Source organism: Nostoc sp. UHCC 0251 (assembly GCF_034932245.1).
Lineage (GTDB): Bacteria > Cyanobacteriota > Cyanobacteriia > Cyanobacteriales > Nostocaceae > Nostoc.
The window spans coordinates 1-18656 of record NZ_JAYGHD010000078.1 but is presented as its reverse complement, the minus strand read 5'-3'; the positions used below and the strand labels follow the sequence as shown (position 1 = coordinate 18656).

The following is an 18656-nucleotide window of genomic DNA, read 5'->3' as shown; positions in this document are numbered from 1 at the left end:
GCTTGTTCGGTGTGGGCAGATAAGGAGTCAATTCTGAGTCTGAATGGCAAGGCTTACACTTGCATCTGACCGAGAGTTCAGCCTTTTAGTGACAGTAATCTACTGTCGGGCTGGATTAGCTATTTACGGACTGATTACCGTGATTTACTAATCAACGAATCGCACGTATTGTCCAAACTCAGTCCAAAAGAATTATCTCTCGAACCCATTCGTGCTGATGCCCTAATTCTGCTACAGTCCGAGCAAAATATTTTACATTTGGAATTTCAAACCCAACCTGATCCTGAAATTCCTTTTCGGATGATTGACTATCGGTTGCGAGTATATCGCCGCTTTCCAAACAAAGCAATGCATCAAGTTGTGATTTACCTCAAGCAGACAAATTCAGATTTGGTGCAACAAAATACATTTACAATTGCTGGGACAAGGCATGAATTTTCAGTTATCAGACTCTGGGAACAACCAACTGAAGTATTTCTGAGAATGCCTGGACTGTTACCCTTTGCAGTTTTGAGTAGTACAATTGATCCAGAAGCCGTGCTTAACCAAGTTGCACGGGAAATTAATAGTATGACAGAATCAAGAAATCAAAGTAATATTGCTGCTTCCACAGCGATTTTAGCTGGTTTAGTATTAGACAAAGAGGTTATTAGACGAGTTTTGAGGTCAGATATTATGCGCGAGTCAGTGATTTATCAAGATATTTTAGAAGAAGGCAAAGCTGAAGGCAAAGCTGAAGGCAAAGCTGAAGGCAAAGCTGAAGCTTTACTTGAAGTGGCAAGCAATCTTTTTAATACTGGTATGCCATTAGAACAGATAGCAAGGTTGACAGGGTTATCAATTGAGCAGTTACAGCATTTGCAGGTAAATGAGTCTGATGAGTCCAAATAAATAATCGGTGCAGGTTGACTGCACCGATGGCTGCGCCGACGCTCGCGTACGTACAATTTATATTTAATTGCACCGGACATTTCCCTCACGCCAATGCGGAAGCTTGGGGTTTGGCAAAAATCATTCTTCCTGCGGTGGTTTGCAAAGCACTGGTGACTACTACTCGTAATTCACCACCCACATAACTGCTACCTTCTTCAACGACTACCATTGTGCCGTCGTCTAGGTAGCCAATACCTTGACTGGGTTCTTTGCCTTCCTTGAGAATTTTCAAATCAAGGTTGTCGCCTGGTAAATAACTGGGACGGACGGCGTTTACTAAATCATTTACATTTAAAACAGGTACTTTCTGAACGCTAGCAACTTTAGACAAGTTGTAGTCGTTGGTTAGGAGTGTGCCGCTAATTTCTTGGGCAAAGCGCACCAACTTGGCATCGACTGTGGGAATATCTTCGTAGTCAATTGTATTAATTACGATGCGATCGGGATAATCTTCTTTAATGCGGTTGAGAATTTCTAGTCCTCGTCTTCCTCGCACCCGCTTTTGGTCTTTACTAGCATCCGCTACTTGTTGAAGTTCTTGCAAGACAAACTGCGGTACAAGAATTTGCCCTTCCAAAAACCCTGTTTCTAGTAATGCTTCAATGCGACCATCAATAATGCAGCTAGTATCTAAAACTTTAGTATTAGCTGGTTTTAGCGTCCCTTCCACTACCATCGATTCGACGGTGTTGGGATTAATGAAGCGCAATAAACCTCGCCCGTGGGTATCTGCCAAATTCATGCCAGTAACGGAGAGGATAATACTGCCGACAACTGCCACTAGTGGCTTAATAAATCCAAAATCCGCCGGTATAGGTAGTAAAAATAGTGGGGCTAGCATGAGGTTAGCTAGCAATAGCCCAATCACTAAGCCAATGGCACGAGTTAAGATCACTTCCAGAGGCATTTCTTTGACTTGTGATTCTAGACGACGATATGTCGTCTGGAAACTCAGCCCGATCGCACCGCCAATAATAGCGGCAAAGACGGCAACAACTAAGCGTAAAGCTTCAAGATTTGTTACCTGATCGAGAGTGCCATTGGGTAGTAGTTCAATGCTGTAGAACCCTATTCCCGACGCTGCTAAGATGAATGAAAAAATAATAATGGCGTCAAGCATGGTTGTCTTGTTTTCCTGCAACTGTGTTCACCGATAAAGTTAAGTATTTTTTATTTCATCGGTAAGATAGACTCATCAATATTGACTTACACTAAGGGTTTAGTAGGGCAATATCTGCAATTATTATAACCAAAGCCTTTTATCTTCATATTTTTCATTGTTTCGTTGTAAAACGACAAAAACTTGTAAATAAACTACTCATTTTCATTGTCTCTAATTCGCAGTTGGCTTAACTTAAAACTTTTCTCAAAATGAGTCAAAAATTTAGTATTTCTGGAATTGCGAGTTCTGCTTATGTGCATATTCCCTTTTGCAGACGGCGGTGTTTTTATTGTGATTTTCCGGTGTCTGTTGTGGGCGATCGCTTGCGGGGCGAAACATCTGGTACTATCTCCCAATATGTTGAGGTGTTATGTCAAGAAATTGCTATTACACCATCATTTGGTCAACCCCTGAAGACAATTTTCTTCGGTGGTGGTACTCCTTCGCTGCTATCAATAGAGCAGCTACAACGGATAGTAACAGAGCTAGAGAAGCATTTTGGTATTGCTTCTGGGGCAGAAATTTCTATGGAAATTGACCCAGGCACATTTGATTTAGCCCATATAGCAGGCTACCGCAGTGCAGGCGTGAACCGGGTAAGTTTGGGTGTACAAGCCTTTCAATCAGAATTATTACAAAGGGCGGGGCGATCGCACTCAGTTGAAGATATTTTCGCAGCTGTGGAGTTAATCCACCAAGTCGAGATTCCCGAATTTAGCTTAGACCTAATTTCTGGGTTGCCGCATCAGTCTTTAGATCAATGGCAAGATTCCCTAGAAAAAGCGGTGGCGCTTGTACCCACTCATATTTCCATCTATGATCTTACCATCGAAGCAGGTACAGCTTTTGGGCGTTACTACAAACCGGGTGATACTCCTTTGCCCACTGATGAAGCCACAGTCAAAATGTACCAGATGGGGCAGCAAGTTTTAACTAGTGCAGGTTATAAGCATTATGAAATTTCCAATTATGCCCAATCTGGTCATCAGTGTCGGCATAATCGAGTGTATTGGGAAAACCGCCCTTATTATGGCTTTGGTATGGGTGCGGCAAGTTATGTTGCGGGGAAACGCTTCACTCGTCCGCGTAAAACTAGGGAGTATTACCAGTGGGTAGAAGCTGGCGGTGTGATTGATTGTGATGTGACGCCCCCAAAGGAAGTATTGTTAGAAACGTTAATGTTGGGATTGCGTTTAGAGGAGGGTTTGAGCTTAACGGCATTGCTAGAGGCGTTTGGGGAAGAGAAGGTAGAAGAGATTTGCTGGTGTTTGCGATCTTATTTTGAGAAAGGTTGGGTGGAAGTTGCAGGGGGAAGGTTACGTTTGATCGATCCCCAAGGGTTTTTATTTTCTAACGTAGTGTTGGCAGAGTTGTTTGAGAAGTTGGGGTGATGAACTACTTATGCAAAAAAATAAAGTTAGAAAAGCTGTGATTCCAGTAGCTGGTTTCGGCACTCGCTTATTTCCAGCTACCAAAGTTGTAAAAAAAGAACTTTTCCCGCTCATTGATCGAGATGGTAGGGCAAAACCTGTCATTCTCGCAATTATTGAAGAGGCAATAAGTGCTGGAATTACAGAAGTCGGGATTGTGGCGCAGCCGGATGATAGAGAAATATTTGAAAATTTGTTAAAAAATCCACCTAAAAAAGAATTTTTCGATAAACTTTCACCGCAAAATCAAGAATATAGCCGATATCTGGAAGATTTAGGTAGCAAAATTACCATTTTCTTGCAAGAGGAGCAATTAGGCTACGGTCATGCGGTATTTTGTGCTAAGGATTGGGTGCAAGATGAGCCATTTTTACTAATGTTAGGCGACCACATTTATGCATCTGACACTGAAAAAACTTGTGCTAGTCAAGTTTTAGATGTTTATGAAAAAGTTAATCAAAGTGTTGTTAGCCTAACTACAAAGCCAGGAGAAATTCTTCATACAGCTGGGTGTGTAACCGGAGTTTGGCAAGAGTTAAATTCGATTTTGTCAGTTACACAACTCTATGAAAAACCCACTATTGAGTATGCACAACAGCATTTACGTGTAGAGGGAATGCCAGAAAATGAGTTTTTATGTATATTTGGTTTATATTTACTTACACCGAAAATTTTTGACTTTCTAGCAGAACATATCAACCAAAACTTCCGAGAACGAGGTGAATTTCAGTTAACATCCTGCCTGGAAAGATTGCGTCAAGAAGAGGGAATGACAGGATATGTTGTTAAAGGGAAGTGTTTTGATACAGGATTGCCAGATGCTTATCGTCAGACAATGATTGATTTTAGGAATTTATAAATTATTTGAATGAATTCGCCGTAAAACAAGAGGATTTAACCCACAAAGTCGTTCTTTACAAAAAGAGTCATCTTATAGTAATTTGAATAATGACTTATTTTTGAGTATGGCAACCACTGCCTATAGTATTAACTGATTCTCTTAAAAAGTTGTTCATTGAAACTGCATTTAAATATGTCTAAGCTTTTTGCCGTTGTGGTTGCAACTGTTCCAGAGTATTACGATTATAAAAAGGCTCACCCAGAGCATGACCAAGATCAACTCGCTTGGTTTAATGAGCAACACGAAAAAGGAACGCTACTGTGCTGCGGGCCGTTTTTTCCTCATGATGGAACTGGGCTATGGGTAATTCAGGCAGAGAATCTTGAACAGGCTCAAGCTATTGTAAACAGTAGTCCTCGTGTGCGAGATGGGATGCTAGCGGACTCTGCTAGAGTTGTGGAGTGGGAAGTTCACATTGGACGGGATCGTTTTTGAGAATGTGGATAAGTTGAAGCAACTGCTCAAACACTGGAACATAAGCTATTCTTGCTTCTGGGATATATCAGTTCTTAACAAGGGCTGCGATCGCAGCCACCAGTTTGGAGGGATCGGCTGGTTTAGCGATATGGAGTTGAAATCCGGCTGTAAAAACCTGTTTTTGTGTCGTTTCTGCGGCGTAAGCACTTAGGGCGATCGCGGGAATTTGTCCACCCAAATCGGCGGGCATTGCTCGTAACTTTCGGATCAAAGTGTAACCGTCAACATCTGGCATACCTAAATCGCTTAACAGCAAATCTGGCTTTGACTCCATAATTGCAGTCAGTGCTTCACTGGCAGATGCTGCGATCGTCACAATTGCTCCCTGCTGTTCCAATAGAAACGCCAGAAACTCACGGGTATCAGCATTATCATCAACTATTAACAGACGTATTCCTTGTAGTGGAGCATAAAGCATACAAGATGGATAGGAATCATCTGATAAATTGTGATTTTCTTCTTCTAATTCAAACTCTTGAAACACTGGTAGGGTAACTGTAAACGTCGCACCTTGTCCTTCTCCTAAGCTTTCTGCCCAAACTGTACCACCATGTAACTCGACAAGTTGGCGCACAATCGCTAAACCAAGTCCTAGTCCACCAAAACTTCGGGTTGTACTACTATCTGCCTGACGAAAATACTCGAATACGTATGGTAAAAAGTCAGGACTAATACCTTTACCCGTATCACTGACTCTTAATTCTAGCTGAGAATTAATCTGTTTTAAGTAGACTTCGACCTTTCCACCAGATGGTGTGAATTTAACGGCATTAGAGAGTAGATTCCATATAATTTGTTGAATACGACTACTATCACCCTTCACCTGTCCAATTGCCGTATCCAAATGAAGATTAATTTGAATAGACTTTGCTTCTGCTGCCAATTGCACTGTCTCTAAGGCAGCTTGAATAGTAAAAACAAGATTAACCGTTTGTAAATTCAGTGCTAGCTTGCCCCGCAGAATGCGAGAGATATCCAACAAATCTTCAATCAACTGAGCCTGTAATTCAGCATTTCGTTCGATGGTTTCAAGGGCACGCACAGTAGTAGCTTCGTTTAATGAGCGATTTTTCAGTAGCTTTGCCCACCCCAAAATTGGATTAAGAGGAGAACGAAGTTCATGAGAAACGATTGCTAAAAATTCATCTTTAATGCGGTTTGCTGTCTCAGCAACTTCTTTCGCCTTTTGGCGTTGTTCTGCTATTTCTAGAGCCTGATCGCGGAGGTTTTTATATTCTTGAACTCGGAATGTTAAATCTGTCAAATCTTCAATTGAAAAGAGAGCATAAAATCTATCTTCATCCAATACGGATACAGCAGTAACAGTTGTGTGTTGAATGCGATATTTATCTCTAGATATAGGTACAGGAATAATATATTTATGTAGTTGAGAAGAAAAAATTGTCGGAGGCCCGCCTTGAAAAATTTGGTACAAACGGCTAGTATAACGAGGTTGATTCAAATGAGGAAAATATTCTAGAATAGAACTTCCCAAAATTTTACTTCGCGGAATTTTTGTCCATTCTTCTAAGCAGCAGTTCCAGAATATAACAATATAATCTGGCTGTAGAACAAAAGCTCCCAAGGGAATTTTATCTAAAAGACTAAATTTTTCCTGAGCTTGTTCAACTATATTCATTGTATTATCAAATTTATTTAAGGCCTTTTTCAACTATTTTTGCTAATATTATATTATTGGATTATTCCCATTTCCTCATTCATTGCATTGATGAGCGCCTCAAAAGTTCCCACCAGAAAGATTAAAATAATATCTCCGATAATTTCTAAGCGTTCAATTGTGAAACTGGCTTGTGCCAGTAAGATTTTTGAATCGCTCTCGTATGCAGATAACAATAAATTTTCCAGCGTATCTTCTAAATAAACAGGCAATGTGTAGTTTACATGGCGCTTTAGGACATTACTGAGTGAACCCATTACCCCATTTATGACAATGTTGCCAATTTCGCTCAGGGTGCCAATTTTAACCGCATCTAGGTCAGCAGACTCTGGATCTTCACCTGTAAGCACAGCAACCAATGTTGATGCGCTGTCAGTTGGAAAAATTAAACTAGCAGTGCCATAGAAAGAGCCTGTAAAGCGTAGTTTTACCGAGGCCAAAGTCTCATTATGAAATCGTGTTGTTAATTCTTGATAGGCTTCGGCAGCAGTTAACACTTTGACAACTGGAATTTTCAAACGAATGTGAGAGTCTACCATATCATTAAGTAGACTTGCTGCTCGACCGACTCCAATATTAATTAGCTCTTGCAGGGCATCCAGTTCTTCTACTGTGACATTCATGAAAACTTATTCCTTGCTATTAAGAACTTCCTGGACTGCCTTTCGCAATTCATTTTCTTTTGGCGGTTTATTAATAAAGTTGACTGCCCCCAAGTTATAACTTTGATTGCGTGCCCCATCTTGGATATCGGCGGAAATGATAATGGTCGGAATTTTTAATTCTTTATCTTGCATAGCTTTCAGAAATTCAAACCCATCCATATCTGGCATTAGAAGATCCGCTAATACACAATTTGGCTTATGGTTGTGAACCATTTCTAATCCCTCACGCCCATTAGCTGCTTCTAGAATTTCATAACCATCGGCTTGCAGAAACTTACGGATCATTCTGCGAGAAAAAGCTGCATCATCAATAATCAAAACCATCGCCATCAGCTTTGTCCTTTTATGCTTTAGCTTAATAATTCTTGACTTAGGTCAATTAGCCTATATTATTAATTAAAATGAATTAATTAAAAAAGAAATAAATATAATTTTACAATTATCAATAATGAATAGTTTCGGAAAAATTATCAAACTCGCTGAAACTATAATGCTATGCTGTGGAGCTAAAATTATTAATAACGGAAACTTTTGAAAATTTGTTAATTATTTTAAATCCGATCTAATTCAGACTTTAGTTATCCGTTGCCAATGTAAAATCGTTGTATGGTGGATATCGGTTTGCCGCTCAGTTTCTCACAAGCTCATGCCATTAAGTTACATTTTGAGGCATAGTTGCTTGACATAGTTTGAGTAGCACCAACGTTAATAAAACTTGAGAACCTGACATTCGCATTATTTGCATTTGTAACATTCTTTGTCTTGACGACGATTATTTTTAAAAGTTTAAGTTGAATGGCAATGAGAAGATTGCCTATCTCTTAACTATATCATTAGGACAAATATTATGTCTTCAGCCCGAAAAAAGACAAACATCTATCTTTCGGTAGAGATTGCTGAGGTTTAGTATTAAATTAGTATTAAAATAAAATATATAAATTTTTACATTATTAACCAATGGAGTTAAATGAAATTGACGATGATATAGAAGCATTTCTCGTTGAAAGCTATGAGAACTTAAATCAAATTGAACGAGATATTATTGAACTAGAGAAAGCATCTGGTAGTGGAGAAGCATTACTTCGCGTTTATCGCTCACTGCACACGCTTAAAGGAAATTGCGGCTTTTTACCGTTTCCTAATTTGGAATCACTTGCTCATGCTGGGGAGAATTTGCTCTCGTGTCTGCGCGATCGCACGATCGCAATCACCCCTGACATTATTAGCATTTTACTCCAAACAGTTGACAGCATTCGGCAAATCCTCTCTCAAATTCAAGCTACAAAGCAGGATAGCGATTGCGATTATTCAGCATTAATCGTGGCTCTAACCCAATTGTCAGAAACTAAACAGACTCCAAAAGCCTCTCAATCGCCTTTGCCTGCTGTTAATACACAAATACCACAAAAAGATACAGCAGCTAGTGAGTCTGTTGAGTCTCTCAATCATGAACTTACAGAAATATCAACGACAACATCAGAATCTGCTTATATCCGAGTCAACGTTAATCTGCTAGACCAGATGATGAACCTAGTGGGTGAACTCGTTTTAGCCCGTAACCAGGTAATCGGGTTTAGTACAAAATTTAAGGATAATAGTTTTGCTGCTACCTGCCAGCACCTGAGCCTACTTACAGCCGAGTTGCAAGAAGGGGTGATGAAAACTCGGCTGCAACCAATTAGTTCCATCTGGCAAAAGTTCCCTCGTGTCACCCGCGATTTAGCGATCGCTTCCGGTAAAGAAATTGAGGTGGAGATGGAGGGAGAAGATACTGAACTAGACAAAAGTATTATTGAAACAATTAAAGACCCCTTGACGCACTTAGTACGCAACTGCATCGATCATGGGATTGAATTACCAGCAGAGCGAGTTGCTTGTGGTAAGCCAAGCTTAGGACGGCTATTTCTCAGAGCCTTTCACGAAAGCGGCAAAGTCAATATTGAAATTGGCGATGATGGTCGAGGTCTGAATTTAGAACGGCTCAAAGGGCGAGCGCAGCAAATTGGTTTAGTGAACGCTGTGCAAGCTGCGACTATGAGCGAATCAGAAGCGATGAACTTAATTTTTTTATCCGGCTTCTCCACTGCTGAACAAGTGACTTACCTTTCCGGGCGAGGGGTTGGGATGGATATTGTCAAGAGTAATATTGAGAAGATTAATGGAACAGTTGAAATTCACAGCCAACAGGGACAAGGAACGACCTTCAAAATCAAGATTCCGTTAACATTGGCAATTATTCCAGCATTGATTGTCAGCAGTGGGGGCAATTATTATGCCATTCCCCAAGCGAGTCTACAAGAGCTAGTCCGCCTAGAAGCACTCAATAATATTGAGATGTTATACGATGTGCCTGTGTATCGCTTGCGGGGAAATCTTGTGCCCTTGGTTTACCTCGATCAAGTATTGCACCAGGATAGGATCAGCAACTTAGAAACATTCAGTCTGGTAATTGTGCAAGTTGATAATTATCGCTTTGGACTGGTCGTGGACACAATTGAAGACATCCAAGATATTGTAGTTAAACCTTTGGGAAGACAGTTAAAGACGCTATCCCTATTTGCAGGAGCCACCGTTTTAGGGGATGGCAAAGTAGCATTAATTATTGATGTTGTCGGTCTGGCAAACCAAACTGGTATAATCGCCAAACAAAAGCAGTTGTTGAGCGAAAATGCTGCAAATAGCCAAGAGCAAGCAGGCGATCGCCAAATAATTTTACTATTTGAAGGGCCCCAAGGCGCACGTATGGGTATTCCACTAGCGATCGCGTTTCGGCTGGAAGAGATTCTTGTTTCTGCTGTCGAAAAAGTGGGTAATCAGGATGTGTTCCAGTCTTACGGTCAAATTCTGCCACTGATTGATCTTTGCAAGGTATTTGGTGATCGTAATCACTTTAATGATGAAGCTTTGGCAACAGTTGCAGAAACGCTCCAGATAATTATTGTCTCTCCATACTCAGAACTCAGTGTTGGGCTAGTAGTCGATCGCATTCTTGATATTGTGGAAGAAACAGTAACCATTAAAGGTATTCCTAGTAGACCCGGCGTGCTTTTCTGTGCTGTAATTCAAGGACAAATTACAGAAATTCTTGATATTGAGACTGTAATTCAGATTGCTAACCCTCATTTGCTGCAATTAGCGACTCATGGCTGAACAACAAATTTGCACATTTTTTCTCCAAGGAGTTTACTTTGGTATTGACGTGCAACACGTTCAAGAAGTGATTCGTCCACAAGCAATTACTCGTGTACCTTTGGCACCACCAGATATCTGTGGGTTGATTAATTTACGTGGACAAATTATTACTGTCATCGATTTGCAGCGTCGATTAGAGATGAGCGAACCGCAGACACAATTAGCTACAGAGCTTGTAGATGAGCCTGATTCACGCTATGTGGAAAAACCAACGCGAAACCTAACCCCCCAACCCCCTTCCCTACAAGGGAAGGGGGAGAATTCAAAGCCTCTCTCCTTGCAGGAGAGAGGAATGGAAGTGAGGTTTCGAGATACCGTGAGAAGTCAGGTAGATGCAGCCCAAGGATTTAATATCGTTATATGTTCTGATAATGAAGTAGTCAGTCTGCTCGTCGATTATGTAGGAGATGTTTTAGAGTTCGCACAAAACACCTTTCAACCCCCACCTGCAACGTTAAAAGGTAGAATGCGTCAGTTGCTAGCAGGAGCTTACCCGCTCCCAGACGGATTTCTGTTAGTTCTAGACGCCGAGAAAATTCTAGATGTTAATTTAACAAATCAGATTACTGAATAATTGAGGAGCGCTTTGTAATGACTACGAATCGGGCTGGGAAAACACCCAACTCTAAATCTCCCTCGGTGGATAGTGCAGATTCGCAACCGACCGATGACAGTGTAATAAAAGTGCAATTGCAAGCGTTATTAATAGCACTTAAGGCGGCAAAAAACGGTGATTTTACCGTCCGTTTAGCTGATGAGAATAATGAACTGGGTGAAATTACCTCAGTTTTTAATGAATTGGTGAGTTTAAATCAAAACTTTGCTAACGAAGTTAATCGCTTGGCATTTGAGATTGGTATCGAAGGGAAGCTTGGTTCTCAAGCCGTTGTCAAAGCAGCAGGTGGAAGTTGGAAAGAATCGCTCGACAACTTGAATCAGATGTCTACAAATTTAAAAGAGCAGATAAAAGGTATTAATGAGGTAAGCCTTGCCGTCGCTCAAGGAAATTTGTCCAAGCAAATCGAGGCCAGCAATGCAGGAGAGTTTAAGCAGCTCACGGATAATGCAAATCAGATGATTAGCAGCCTAAAGTCTTCAATCAAACAGATGACAGAGGTGGCAACAGCAGTTGCATCTTCCGCAGAAGAACTGACCGCAGTCAGTAAAGAAATGACTGAGAACGCCGAACAAACAGCCGAACAGGCCACTTCTGCGTCTGCCTCTGCTGAACAGGTAAGTCAAAATACCAATACAGTTGTGACTGCCGTGGAAGAGATGAATGCTAGCATTCGAGAAATTGCTAAGACCGTTACTGAAGGAGCAAAGGTAACAACTGAGGCAGTTAAAACAGCTGATCGCACGAACGAGACAATTAACAAACTTGGTCAAAGCAGCATCGAAATTGGCAAAGTTATTAAAGTCATTACCTCGATCGCAGGGCAAACAAACCTGCTAGCGCTCAATGCTACCATTGAGGCGGCTAGGGCCGGAGATGCAGGTAGAGGATTTGCCGTAGTTGCAAACGAGGTGAAAGAATTAGCCAAACAAACGGCAAGTGCGACTGAAGATATTAGCCAGAGAATTGAAGCCATTCAGACAGATACAAAAAGCGCCGTTCAAGCCATCGCTCAGATTACTAGTATTATCAATCAAATCAACGACTTCCAAAGCACAATCGCCAGTGCTATTGAGGAACAAACAGCAACTACAAATGAAATTGGTCGAAATATGGCTGAGGCAGCCAAAGGAACATCAGATATTGCCAAAAGTATTGGAATTGTGGCACTTAATACTCAAAGTACGACTACTGGAACTAGTAATACATTAGAGGCAGCTACAGAATTATCTCGAATGGCAGTAGATTTGCAGAAAGTCGTCAATCAGTTTAAGTATTAACAGAAGGTAGTCTTGAAGAAGTGGCAGGGGGGGCAGGGGAGGCAGGGGGAGCAGGGGGAGCAGAAGAGGTAAGACAATGACTAAAGAAGTTATTAAAGACCATAAAGACTTAGGAATTTATAAAATTGCCTTTGAAACAGCAATGAAAATTTTTGAGCTATCAAAAAAGTTTCCTGTGGAGGAACGATATTCTTTGACTGACCAAATTCGTCGCTCTTCTCGCTCTGTATGTGCGAACATGGCAGAAGCTTGGCGGAAACGCCGTTATGAGGCAGCATTTGTAGCTAAGTTGAATGATTGTGAAGCTGAGGCATCTGAAACTCAAACTTGGATTGAATTTGCCGTCAAATGCAACTATATGGATGTGCAAACAGGACGAGAGCTTTACGCAAGTTACAACCAAGTTTTATCTGGTCTAGTAAATATGATTAATCATCCATTGCCTTGGTTGATGAATCGTTAATCTCCCCCTGCCTCCCCTGCCTCCCCTGCTCCCCCTGCCTCCCCTGCCTCCCCTGCCCCAATCCCCAATCCCCAATCCCTAATACCTAATGCCCAAAATCCGGGTACTAATTGTCGATGACGCCGTACTAGTGCGGAGTCGAGTAAGTAAAATTTTGTCTAGCGATCCAGAACTGGAGGTGGTAGGAGTCGCGGCTAACGGTCGCATTGCCCTTGCCAAAATTTCTCATGTTAATCCCGATGTGATCATCCTGGATATCGAGATGCCGGAGATGGATGGTTTGCAAACCCTGGCCGCTATCCGACAAAAGTATCCACGCTTACCAGTCATTATGTATAGTACCTTTACACACAGTGGAGCGATCGCAACGCTGGAAGCTCTTTCTTTAGGTGCTTCAGACTATGCTACAAAACCTAGTAATTTAGGAAGTGTAGAGGCAGCAACCCAACATATTCGGGATGATTTAATTCCTAAAATTAAGGTATTTGGTGAATTTTTCACACCAAGCATAATTACTCATCCAGGTATTTTTCCCGTTCGTAGCGATATACAGCAGGTGGAGGTTGTGGCAATTGGAGTTTCTACCGGAGGCCCAAATGCTCTAGCTGTACTGCTTAGGGAATTTCCCGCAGATTTTTCAGTACCAATTTTGATTGTGCAACACATGCCGCCAATGTTTACGAAATTACTAGCTAAACAATTAGCTTCCAAGTGTCAAATCCCAGTAGATGAAGCGGTTCCTGGACAGATACTAAAACCGGGACATGCCTGGATTGCACCAGGAGATTTTCATCTAATCGTGCAACGTGACAAAACTGGGGTTCGACTTGCCACTCATCAAGCATCTCCCGAAAATTCTTGTCGTCCTTCAGTCGATGTGCTGTTGCGATCGGTTGCACAAGTTTATGGAGGTGGAGCGATCGCAGTTATCCTCACGGGTATGGGGCAAGATGGGTTGCATGGCTGTCGGTGCATACGGGAGGCGGGGGGACAGGTACTTGCACAAGACAAAGCTACTAGTGTCGTGTGGGGAATGCCTGGTTTTGTCGTTAATGCCGGGCTTGCCGATCAAATTCTTCCGCTTAACCAAATCGCAGATGAAATTATGCACAGAATTCGTTTCAATCAACTTCCTCCTTCAGACCTGTAATTAAACAGATTATGGGTGTAAGTACCACTGATTTTGAGTATCTTCGGGAGTTAGTTCATCATCATTCAGCCGTTGTGTTGTTTGGTGATAAAACCTATTTAGCAGAGTTACATTTGCAGCCAATTGTCGAATCGGCAGGATTTGCTTCTATCGCTGATTTGGTTACTTACTTGCGAACTCAACCGTTTAATAGCCTTCACATCCAGACAATCGAGGCGCTAGTCACCAACGAAACCTCATTCTTCCGTGATAGCCACCCTTTTGAAGCACTGAAGAAATACGTGCTACCAGAGTTAATTAAACAACGAGAAAGTGAGCGATCGCTCAACATTTGGTGTGCTGCCTGCTCCAATGGACAAGAACCTTATAGCATTGCCATATTAATTAATGAACATTTTCCGAAGCTTCGCAATTGGCCTGTAAAATTAATTGCGACTGATTTTTCTACTAAGGTTTTAGCGCGGGCCCGCGAGGGGCATTATAACCAACTTGAAATTAATCGTGGACTCCCTAAAAATATTCGCGATCGCTACTTTCAAAAGCTAGATACTGACTGGCGAATAAATGAACAAATCCGCCAGATGGTTGATTTCTGCCAGTTGAATCTTTTGCAACCTTGGTCATCTCTGCCGCAATTTGACGTTATCTTTTTACGGAATGTTTTAATCTACTTTGATGTTGTTACCAAGAAAGCTTTGCTAAAAAACATCAAGCAGCAATTAAGGCCAAATGGTTACTTGTTTCTCGGTAGTGGTGAAACGACTATCAGCCTAGATGAATCATTCAAGCGGGTTTTATTTGACAAGGCTATTTGCTATCAATTACACAATCCTGAAGTTAAAGCCGATTGAGGTAAAAATTAGCAAGCTGCTGTTTGCTGCTGACTACAAGGCAATATGCTTGCTTTAAGGCTGGTATAACGATAAAAGGAGTTAAAAACTTTATCTTTTTAACTCCGGTTCCCTATTTTTCTTTAGATTTTCATCTGAAAATTCTGAAATAATTTCAAAATTTTAACGGCTTTTTACATCCTCTCAAACTCCTGTCCAAAAACTGCATCTCATATATCAAAATACAGTGTAAGAACCTAATAAGCAAGGGGTATAAAAAACATCCTACTTTTCCCACTTTTCTTACTTTTTATAATTTTTACTACACAGGAGCAATTGACAAAACATATCTTCAGTCGCATTTTAATCAACAAAAAATCAACCGAATTACTGTACTTTATTTGAGCGGGTCGTGTCCCCAATTTTTTAAAGAGTAGTACCAGCGTGTGTGTTCTAAGTCACCCGATGGCCGCTGCGCCATGTGACGGCGGACATAACTAACAACTTTCTTCATATGCGAAAGGTCATCGTCGGTATAGTCATCTTTTTTTTGCAATAGCTGGATGATACGCTGCCCAGATTTATGACCGATTGACTCATCGTCGCCATCTTTTTGCCCCACAGTTTGCGACTCATCCGTATCTAGCCAAGTCTCTAGTTCTTTGGGTGTCATATTGACAACTTGATGAAACTCGCCAATCACTGATTTAACATCTTTACTCATGACTAACTCTTATTCCTCTACTTTCTTCAGAGCATCAGGCTTGTGAGCAGCTTGTTTTCCTGTCTTATCACTTTCAACTAAGTACTCAGGGTTATCTTCACTTGCAGCAATATGGTGTTCTTTAATATCTGTAGGTGAAGTGAGCTTCTTTACTACTTTGCCAGTTGTCTTGCCTTGTGAAGTGTTCCATTCAACCCGATCGCCCTTTTTGAATTGTTCAGCCACATTTATCTCCTATTTGATGTTTTATACCAACTAATGTCACATTATGTCTGCGCCTGGAAAAGCAGCCATCATTCTAGTGATAGAGAAAACATCCGTTATAAAGGCAGTAATTTAATTAGGTATGAGATGAAAAAATTAGGCGATCGCTACAACCACCTTGATACAAAAGCTGTGCTATCGGCTCATAATGAAGAAAGATTAAGCGTATTCTCAGAAAACTCGCAATGAGCCAGACTAGCCTAAATTTAGTTGCAATATCTATCTTTCTGATGACCCTATCGGTACTGCTGGGGCCATTCTTGAATTTGTCGCCGGCAGTACCAGCACTTGCTACCTTCGCTATTTTGGGAATAGCCACTTTTGACAGTTTTAGCTTGCAAGGCAAGGGTGGTACTATCTTTTTAGATTGGATTGCTGGTTTTTCAAGTGAACACCGCGATCGCATTGTCCACCACGAAGCAGGGCATTTCTTGGTTGCTTACTTGTTAGGTATTCCCGTTAGCGGCTACACACTCAGCGCTTGGGAAGCCTGGAAGCAAGGACAACCTGGACAAGGCGGCGTTAGCTTTGATGATGGTGAATTAGCATCTCAACTAGAAGTGGGTAAAATCAGTGCCCAAATGTTAGACCGTTACTGCACTGTTTGGATGGCGGGTATTGCTGCTGAAACCCTAGTTTTTAATAATGCTGAGGGTGGATCTGATGATAAAAATAAGCTGATAGGAGTCTTGACAATCTTGGGCTTTTCTGAATCAGTTTATCAGCAGAAACTGCGCTTTCATGCCCTCCAGGCAAAAACCCTACTAGAAGAAAATTGGTCTAGTTATGAGGCTTTAGTTAATGCCATGCGACAACGTACTTCGGTAGAAGATTGTCATGCTGAGTTAAGAGTAGGGAGTGGGGAGCAGGGAAAAAGGTTAAAGGGGAAAGGGTAAAGGGATAAACTTAACCTTTCCCCTTTCCCCTTACCCCTTTCCCTTTCCCCAATGCCCAATACCCAATACCAACTTTTAAGAAGAGACAGCCTTCAGATGTGGGACATGAGATAAATATTTTGAGGCAATAACCTGATTGCGCCCAGTAGTTTTGGCTTGTAGCAAGCATTGATCGGCACGATCCAACAGACTCTCTCCTTGATCGTCATCCTCAGCTTGCAGACAGGCTGTGCCTAGACTAATGGTGATATTAATTGTCAGCTTATTGCTGATTGAAAATGGTTCTTCGCTAACTACTCGATTGAGACGACGGGCTACTAATAGTGCTTCGTCATCGTTAGTGTTAGCCAGAAGAATCACAAATTCCTCGCCACCATAGCGGAATGCTGTATCTTGACAACGGAGATTGTGTCGGAGACGCTGACACAATATTTGCAACATGCGATCGCCTACTAAATGTCCGTGAGTATCGTTAACTTTCTTGAAATGATCTACATCCAGAATAATCAAACTCAGGGAAGTTTTTTTAGTCCTAGCTATTTTAATTTGTCTGGGTAAATCCCATTCTAAAGCACGACGATTATTTAATTCTGTTAACGAATCGGCTAAAGCGATCGCTGACAACATATCATTTGTCCGAATCAAATCTCGGTATTTTTGGGCTTTCCGCAACCCAACACTTAACTGAGCAAGTATTAGTCCATGATTGGCAGTCAAATCTGCCAAGGTATAGTCTGTTTTGTCATCAGTAATATGCCAAATATAAGCATCTGCTCCTTGCTTTAGTGCCGCAGCACTCATTTCCAATTCCCTGTGCCAGCCATGCTTATTTCTATCAGTAAGCTGTTGGGGACGATCCTCGAAGAGAATACAGTATATCCAGGATAGCTTTGTCTGGTCTTTTAACCAACTGCAAAGTTCCATACTACCATCCAGGCTAGCCTGCACAAATATTATATCGGGAGGCGTCATTTGAATCCGTGACACTGCCTGATTAAGATTGTTCATAACTTCTAAACTAAAAGCAGTTGCAGAACGGATCTGATCTGGAAGTGTGGCGATAAAGTGATTTTTTCCAAAGACCAGAATAGAAATATTCATTGCTTAATTTTTTACCTTATTTAAATTTTAAAAAGATTAATTTTAGTAACTAGCTGCTCTTATTGCCTAATACTAAGTCTGATGTTTTAGGCGAAGTTATATTTATTGATATATTATTTTCTAACGCATAATCTACAATCAATCCTCAAGCTTCATCTCCTTTTAAGGTTTTATATTTACTGCTAAAGTTTTTGAAATTTCCACTTATCACAACTAATGTCTTCTTTACAGTATGTTTTTAAAACAGTAAAAATACTGAATATTATCTGAGTGTATAAAAACTATTGCTGTAGTTTCTTAAGTGCTATCTTCCTAATGAAATTACCAAAATAAATAGTTTGTAAGACCCACCACATTAGGCAAGCAAATTTATTTTCAAAAAGAAAAATGAAGAAATTATAAAGTTTTCTAATTCAACTATAAAAACCAAAATTTTCTAATTCAATTAGAAACTTTATTTCCATAGAAGACTTTAGCCTTTTTCTTTAGGAGCTAGGCTTTCATCAAATATCAAGGTAGGAGTTCATTGCAAAAAAAGAATGCAAATCAAATAGGCGGCAAAAAACGCTCCTACTATGGGTAGTAGATTTTTGGCACTAACATACCCTACAATCTCAAAGTGGATCTATAGGGTAAGTTATTCACCATTTAATGAGGTATGAACTAAAGCTTAAGAATGGGTTAGCAGGAGAAGCAAAATATCTTTAGCTAGGCTTTATCTGCCTTTATTCGTTTACTTAATTCTCATCTTTCTGTAATTTGCTGCAACATCATAAATCTAGAAAACAAAGCTAAATAAACAACCTAAATGTCAAAACCTGCCCCTAATTTTGGGAAAATACAGCAGATTTCAAGTAAATGAAGTACATATATAAAACCCAAAACCTTGTAGAG

At 40.8% G+C, this 18656-nt stretch carries 19 protein-coding genes; 12 read left to right on the top strand and 7 right to left on the bottom strand.

The annotated features are described in order from the left end of the window. The first annotated feature begins 168 nt into the window (after positions 1-168). On the top strand, positions 169-891 hold the full coding sequence (locus VB740_RS11685) for an Rpn family recombination-promoting nuclease/putative transposase (protein WP_323200169.1): 723 nt from the start codon (positions 169-171) through the stop codon (positions 889-891). A gap of 85 nt (positions 892-976) precedes the next feature. On the opposite strand, the gene VB740_RS11680 is transcribed toward VB740_RS11685, so the two are convergent. Next, a complete protein-coding gene (locus VB740_RS11680; RefSeq protein ID WP_323200168.1) occupies positions 977-2053 on the bottom strand; it encodes a PIN/TRAM domain-containing protein in 1077 nt (358 codons plus the stop codon). 251 nt (positions 2054-2304) lie between these two features. Here VB740_RS11680 and hemW point away from each other — a divergent pair, with 251 nt between their 5' ends. The 3 genes from hemW to VB740_RS11665 all read left to right on the top strand — a co-directional run bounded on the left by hemW (position 2305) and on the right by VB740_RS11665 (position 4861). Further along, complete coding sequence (gene hemW, locus VB740_RS11675) at positions 2305-3486, top strand: radical SAM family heme chaperone HemW (protein WP_323200167.1); 1182 nt, start codon at positions 2305-2307, stop codon at positions 3484-3486. 10 nt (positions 3487-3496) lie between these two features. Further along, positions 3497-4384: a UTP--glucose-1-phosphate uridylyltransferase gene (locus VB740_RS11670; RefSeq protein WP_323200166.1), complete on the top strand. Its 888-nt coding sequence runs from the start codon at positions 3497-3499 to the stop codon at positions 4382-4384. Positions 4385-4558: 174 nt separating this feature from the next. Further along, positions 4559-4861: a YciI family protein gene (locus tag VB740_RS11665; RefSeq protein ID WP_323200165.1), complete on the top strand. Its 303-nt coding sequence runs from the start codon at positions 4559-4561 to the stop codon at positions 4859-4861. Positions 4862-4928: 67 nt separating this feature from the next. Here the strand turns inward: VB740_RS11665 and VB740_RS11660 are convergent, their stop codons facing one another. Genes VB740_RS11660 through VB740_RS11650 form a run of 3 tightly spaced genes read right to left on the bottom strand, consistent with a single transcriptional unit; the run spans position 4929 to position 7576 of the window. Then, positions 4929-6542, bottom strand: coding sequence for an ATP-binding protein (locus tag VB740_RS11660; RefSeq protein ID WP_323200164.1), 1614 nt, complete (start codon positions 6540-6542; stop codon positions 4929-4931). Positions 6543-6595: 53 nt separating this feature from the next. Next, positions 6596-7204 (bottom strand): chemotaxis protein CheC, encoded by a 609-nt coding sequence (locus VB740_RS11655; protein WP_323200163.1) that lies wholly within the window; start codon positions 7202-7204, stop codon positions 6596-6598. 6 nt (positions 7205-7210) lie between these two features. Further along, on the bottom strand, positions 7211-7576 hold the full coding sequence (locus VB740_RS11650; RefSeq protein WP_323200162.1) for a response regulator: 366 nt from the start codon (positions 7574-7576) through the stop codon (positions 7211-7213). 627 nt (positions 7577-8203) lie between these two features. Between VB740_RS11650 and VB740_RS11645 the strand changes: the two genes are divergently transcribed. The 6 genes from VB740_RS11645 (at position 8204) to VB740_RS11620 (ending at position 14798) form a co-directional block, all read left to right on the top strand. After that, positions 8204-10396, top strand: coding sequence for a chemotaxis protein CheW (locus VB740_RS11645; protein WP_323200161.1), 2193 nt, complete (start codon positions 8204-8206; stop codon positions 10394-10396). Continuing rightward, entirely contained in the window at positions 10389-11012 is a 624-nt protein-coding gene (locus VB740_RS11640; protein ID WP_323200160.1) for a chemotaxis protein CheW, read from the top strand. Before VB740_RS11645 ends, VB740_RS11640 begins: the two co-directional genes overlap by 8 nt. A 17-nt stretch (positions 11013-11029) precedes the next feature. Next, positions 11030-12334: a HAMP domain-containing methyl-accepting chemotaxis protein gene (locus VB740_RS11635; RefSeq protein ID WP_323200159.1), complete on the top strand. Its 1305-nt coding sequence runs from the start codon at positions 11030-11032 to the stop codon at positions 12332-12334. A gap of 76 nt (positions 12335-12410) precedes the next feature. Next, positions 12411-12797: a four helix bundle protein gene (locus VB740_RS11630; protein ID WP_323200158.1), complete on the top strand. Its 387-nt coding sequence runs from the start codon at positions 12411-12413 to the stop codon at positions 12795-12797. Between the two features lie 88 nt (positions 12798-12885). Further along, positions 12886-13947, top strand: coding sequence for a chemotaxis response regulator protein-glutamate methylesterase (locus VB740_RS11625; protein WP_323200157.1), 1062 nt, complete (start codon positions 12886-12888; stop codon positions 13945-13947). Positions 13948-13958: 11 nt separating this feature from the next. Further along, positions 13959-14798 carry a protein-glutamate O-methyltransferase CheR gene (locus VB740_RS11620; protein WP_323200156.1) on the top strand — a complete coding sequence of 280 codons (840 nt, stop codon included), beginning with the start codon at positions 13959-13961 and terminating at the stop codon, positions 14796-14798. 376 nt (positions 14799-15174) lie between these two features. Here the strand turns inward: VB740_RS11620 and VB740_RS11615 are convergent, their stop codons facing one another. Both VB740_RS11615 and VB740_RS11610 read right to left on the bottom strand, forming a co-directional pair. After that, a complete protein-coding gene (locus VB740_RS11615; protein ID WP_323200155.1) occupies positions 15175-15501 on the bottom strand; it encodes a DUF3140 domain-containing protein in 327 nt (108 codons plus the stop codon). Between the two features lie 9 nt (positions 15502-15510). Continuing rightward, positions 15511-15726, bottom strand: a complete 216-nt coding sequence (locus tag VB740_RS11610) for a DUF2945 domain-containing protein (protein ID WP_094348753.1) — start codon at positions 15724-15726, stop codon at positions 15511-15513. Positions 15727-15759: 33 nt separating this feature from the next. Here VB740_RS11610 and VB740_RS11605 point away from each other — a divergent pair, with 33 nt between their 5' ends. Further along, on the top strand, positions 15760-15954 hold the full coding sequence (locus VB740_RS11605; RefSeq protein WP_323200154.1) for a hypothetical protein: 195 nt from the start codon (positions 15760-15762) through the stop codon (positions 15952-15954). Beyond that, positions 15951-16661 carry an ATP-dependent Zn protease gene (locus tag VB740_RS11600; protein ID WP_323200153.1) on the top strand — a complete coding sequence of 237 codons (711 nt, stop codon included), beginning with the start codon at positions 15951-15953 and terminating at the stop codon, positions 16659-16661. Before VB740_RS11605 ends, VB740_RS11600 begins: the two co-directional genes overlap by 4 nt. A 75-nt stretch (positions 16662-16736) precedes the next feature. Here VB740_RS11600 and VB740_RS11595 read toward each other — a convergent pair whose 3' ends face one another. After that, a complete protein-coding gene (locus VB740_RS11595) occupies positions 16737-17762 on the bottom strand; it encodes a diguanylate cyclase (RefSeq protein ID WP_323200152.1) in 1026 nt (341 codons plus the stop codon). Positions 17763-18656 lie beyond the last annotated feature (894 nt).